This window comes from Flavobacterium sp., from assembly GCF_040402835.1.
GTDB lineage: Bacteria > Bacteroidota > Bacteroidia > Flavobacteriales > Flavobacteriaceae > Flavobacterium.
Map to the genome: position 1 here is coordinate 1 of NZ_JBBALW010000053.1, position 4,428 is coordinate 4,428.

General features: G+C 34.4%; 5 protein-coding genes. 1 reads left to right on the top strand and 4 read right to left on the bottom strand.

The genetic code is table 11. The features are described 5' to 3' along the window. Positions 1 to 34 precede the first annotated feature (34 nt). The 4 genes from AC9UEH_RS11415 to AC9UEH_RS11430 all read right to left on the bottom strand — a co-directional run bounded on the left by AC9UEH_RS11415 (position 35) and on the right by AC9UEH_RS11430 (position 3,283). Complete coding sequence (locus AC9UEH_RS11415) at positions 35 to 211, bottom strand: hypothetical protein (protein ID WP_509531972.1); 177 nt, start codon at positions 209 to 211, stop codon at positions 35 to 37. Positions 212 to 311: 100 nt separating this feature from the next. Then, positions 312 to 1,697, bottom strand: coding sequence for a Sau3AI family type II restriction endonuclease (locus AC9UEH_RS11420; protein ID WP_509531975.1), 1,386 nt, complete (start codon positions 1,695 to 1,697; stop codon positions 312 to 314). After that, complete coding sequence (gene dcm / locus AC9UEH_RS11425) at positions 1,669 to 2,967, bottom strand: DNA (cytosine-5-)-methyltransferase (protein WP_509531978.1); 1,299 nt, start codon at positions 2,965 to 2,967, stop codon at positions 1,669 to 1,671. The genes AC9UEH_RS11420 and dcm overlap by 29 nt, the downstream gene beginning before the upstream one ends. Continuing rightward, a complete protein-coding gene (locus AC9UEH_RS11430; RefSeq protein WP_509531980.1) occupies positions 2,957 to 3,283 on the bottom strand; it encodes a helix-turn-helix domain-containing protein in 327 nt (108 codons plus the stop codon). Before AC9UEH_RS11430 ends, dcm begins: the two co-directional genes overlap by 11 nt. 304 nt (positions 3,284 to 3,587) lie before the next feature. Between AC9UEH_RS11430 and AC9UEH_RS11435 the strand changes: the two genes are divergently transcribed. Next, the gene (locus AC9UEH_RS11435; protein WP_509531983.1) at positions 3,588 to 4,376 is read left to right on the top strand and encodes a DNA-methyltransferase; all 789 of its coding nucleotides are present in this window, start codon (positions 3,588 to 3,590) and stop codon (positions 4,374 to 4,376) included. Positions 4,377 to 4,428: the final 52 nt, after the last annotated feature.

Below are 4,428 nucleotides of genomic sequence, written 5' to 3' on the forward strand. Positions count from 1 at the left end.
AATACAAATGTATTAACAGGAAGAAGAGAGGTTATTAGACAGTTTGACGTTCCGCAGCTACAAGAAGTTGGCGATTTCGAAGACGAAAACTGTCTGCCACCACTGAACTTGATACGAAGCACAAAGCTTCATTTAACCACTGAACCGCCAATTTTTTGTAGGTGCTGTTAGCACTTCGCCCTTCTTTTCTATCGTTTATATTAGTTGTCATTTTGGTCTGTCTTGGTGCATTTGCTTGGTGGCTCTTTTGCTGTTTTTTGTTTGGCTTTGTGCTGTTGGAAAAACTGCAAATGTGCTACCAAATGCGTTGGCTATTTTAAATAAATTTCATCTCTTACATATGTGTTGTTTAGCCAAAAACAATGTTTCGTATATTCTTTTGCTTTCGTCAATTTGTCTTTGGTCGGCAAAGGATGTGTGTCGGCTGCGTTTGTAGCGTGTGGTCTAACGTGTGAAACTGAATTGAAAGCTTTGTTAGGGAAGTTTGTGTAACGAGTTGTTCCTACAATTTCCTTTACTATTTTGCCTTTTGAAACTATGTATTTAGTTTTTGCCCAAACTTTCTCTGCTTCAAGAATGTCAGCATAAGGCATATTCCAAAACTTCACTTTTCTCAAAACTAATTGCTCATTTTCAAATTGGAAGAACACAAACAAAAATTTATGCTCTAAAATGTCTTTGAAATTGGAGTCGTCCCAATTTTCATTCACTATTTCTTCGTATTTGAAATTTGGGAACGAAATATCTTCTTTCGGTAAATTGTTTTCTTTGAGTCGAACTGTTTTTACTATGATTTCAGCCTTTTCAAATTCTTCAATTTCTTTGTCGAGTTCAATTCCTAGGATTGCTTTTGTAAGGCTTGCGTAGAAACTTTTTGCAGTTGTGTTTATTTTAACTCCTGTAATAGCTAATATTTGCTCAATTGTTTTTCCGTAATAAGGTTTGAATTTAGCAATTACAACTTCTTCAATTGTTTGCTTTTTTGCAACTGCAACTGATGGAATTAGTTTGCCATAAATTCCTGTTGCTTCATTGGCAATTGAAGCAATAATATGATTAACATAACCTTGTTTAAGCGAGTATGCTCTTTGTTTTGCAGGAATGTCATTAAATGGTTGTTTCCTAACAGATGAAGCATTTGCACCTTTGGTGCAAGCACCTAAATAAAAGGTATCACCTTCAGAAAGTTCGTGTGCTTTTCCGTCAGCAATTTTTTGTTTGATTAACTCCCAATCCTTTTTTATGATTTCTAAATCGGTGCTTGGAAAATTCCATTCATCAACAAGTTTTATAAGGTAATCCAAAATGTCATAACCTGCTTGATGCAAATAGAATATCAAAAGAATGTTTGCATTTTTTTTCCAAAAATCACTCTTCTCAAATTGTTGATTTACAACTTCAACATAATTGATAATGTTTAATACTAATCGCTCTTTGGAACGATATTCATTATTTCTTAATCGCTTTAAAGGAGATGTTTTGAGCTCCATTCCAATCTCAAAAAAGTCTGCCTCTGATTTGGAATTTGGGTCATAACCGAAATAAAACTTCTCAAGTATTTGCCCGAAGTTTCCTTTACCTGTGTAATTGTGTTCTAAAATAAGTGGGTCGCAAATCTGTCTTAAAGTTTTTCCTTTAAGCAACTTAGCATAATCAATTACTGATTTTTTATCTTTCGGATTGTAAGGTAACTTCATTCGTAATTTTCTGATTTAAAGCAATTCCAATTTTTTCAATTACTCCGACAACTAATGCGTTTCCCATAAAAAAAGCTCGTTTTGTATCTAAAACTCCGTCAAGTTTTGTATGGTCGTCAGGAAACATATTTAATCGTTCAAGTTCAACTGGTGCAAGTCTTCTGTAACCTTTTGGAGTTTGAATAACGTGTTTAAATCTTGATGGAGATTTTCCGCCTTCACCTGTGATTATTGTTCTAGAAGGTTTGTCTAAAGGGTCAGGAAATATCATTCCACCTTCACTATAATTATATTCAAAACCTTGTGCGTTTGTTCGCATTTCTTTTTTCGGTCCTTTTAAATACGCCCATTTGTCAAGGTCGTTTTTGTCAATATAAAATTCTGATGTTACTTCTCCGTTTTGAATTAGGTCTCTTAAAATTGTGAACTTGCCCTCATAGCTGGGCTGTGTTTTTATTGTTGTAACCAAGCCATTAATCATTACTCCCGTATTTTCAAAAAGTCCTGTTGTTCCGCCTTTGTTGAAATTTTCAGAAATTGAAACAATATCTCCTTTAAGTATAAATTCTATTGGGAACAAAAAGTTTTCAGCTGATACAGGTAAGGCTTCTGCTAAAGTCCCTTCTTCTAAAATCCATTCAGTTGGTGTGACTTCCTTTAAACTTTCATAAATGCTTGTTCCTTGGAGATATGCTAAAATAAAAATTCTTCTTCGTCTTTGTGGCATTCCAAAATCGGCTGCATTTATAACTCTCCATTCTACAGCATAGCCCAATTCATTTAAACTGTGCAAGATAATTGCAAAGTCTCGTCCTCTTTGCCCTGATGGAGAAATGAGAAGTCTGTCAACATTTTCTAAGAATAAATATTTTGGTTTATTCTGTTTTTCTGAAATTATTTTGTGAATACTCCACCACAAAACTCCTTTTTTTCCTATAAGTCCTTTTGAATTTTTTAAGGTCGTTGCAACAGAGTAGTCTTGACAAGGAAAACCACCAACTAATAAATCGTGGTCGGGAATTACCGAAACATCAACTTGCGAAATGTCTTCATTTGAATGACCATTTTTCCCAAAACGATTTTCATATACCAAGGAAGCGTGTTGCATTTTGGTAGATGGTTCCCATTGGTTACTCCAAACTATTTTGTAAGGTGATTTTATATCTTTTTTGTAACCTGATGATGCAGATTTTCCATTCCATCCTTCAAGTCCAAGACGAAAGCCTCCAACACCTGCAAATAATTCTACGACTTTAATTTCATTTTCCATTGTGAACAGTTTTTAGATATTTCACTTTTTCCTCAGCAACTTTTAAGATACTTAAATCTGCTTCCTCGTCAAGAATTTTGTAAGCGATTTGATCACTTAAAAAATCATTCTGCAATTCTTTTTCGTCAACTTTAAAAAAGTCAGCAACTTGCTTAATAATTTGCTTTGTCGGCTGTCTTTCGTTGCGTTCAATCTTAGCTAGAAGTGAAGTGTCAATACTAATTTGCTCTGAAACAAATTTCAAAGTCAAGCCCGCTTCCTCTCTTAGATGTCTAAGATGTTCTCCAAATGATTTTGTTTTCTTTATCGTTGGCATATTGGTCAAATAATGTCCAAAAATAATAATAAAAAATTTATGGACAAAAAAAGTCCAAAGAAGTTTTCAACAATTTTTGGGTGGTGGGTGGGCTTAGGTGTTTCGGGCAAAATTAAATGTGCTGTTTTGGGTCGGCTTGTGGAAGGAAAAACAGCTCTTTTAATTTTGCGATGCATTGGCATTTTTCTGTTCGTTTGTTGTCGGTCGTGTCGGTCTTTTAGGGTGAGTGCTAACGGTTCTCGGCTTGGCGAAGTGGCTGAACCCGAAGCTCAATAGAATTACTAAACTTTAAAATTAAAAACGAATGTTAGATAGAATTACTGAACAGCCATTTTGCCAAACCCGTGTTAGTGGCAGTACTTTTGTGAACGCTGATTGTTTTGATGTTTTTCCTTTTATTGAGGACAAGTCAATTGATGCTATTATTTGCGATTTGCCTTATGGAACGACTAACTGCAAATGGGATAGTGTTTTACCTTTTGAACTACTTTGGAATGAGTACAACCGAGTTATTAAAGATAATGGTGCAATAGTTTTGACTGCTTCACAACCATTTACAAGTGCTTTAGTTATGAGCAATCCAAAAATGTTTAAATATGAATGGATATGGGACAAGGTAAAAGCAACTGGTATGTTAAATGCTTCGCACCAACCATTAAGGCGACACGAAAATATACTTGTATTTTGTAAACAAAAATCAGTTTTTAATCCTCAAAAAATACAAAACCCAAAAGGTATTGAAAAAAGAAGTTTATACAAGTATCAAAGAGAAAACGAAGGTGGAGAAACTGTTGGAGAAATAAAACAAGGTGGTGTTTCAACTAATTACGAAGCGGACAAATTATTACCTGTTTCGATTCAAAAATTTTCAAAAGATAATAAACCTATGCACCCTACACAAAAACCTTTGGAGCTGTTAGAATACCTTGTAAAAACCTATACTAATGAAAACGATATGGTTTTAGACAACACAATGGGATCTGGAACAACAAACTTGGCTTGCATTAAATTAAATCGCAAATCAATTGGAATAGAAAAGGAAAAACAATATTACAATGTCGCTGTTCGTAGGGCTTCGGAGTATTGCCATTAACGTCAGTTCGTCTAAAAACTTCTAAACGAACTAAATTTTAGTAATTGAATTG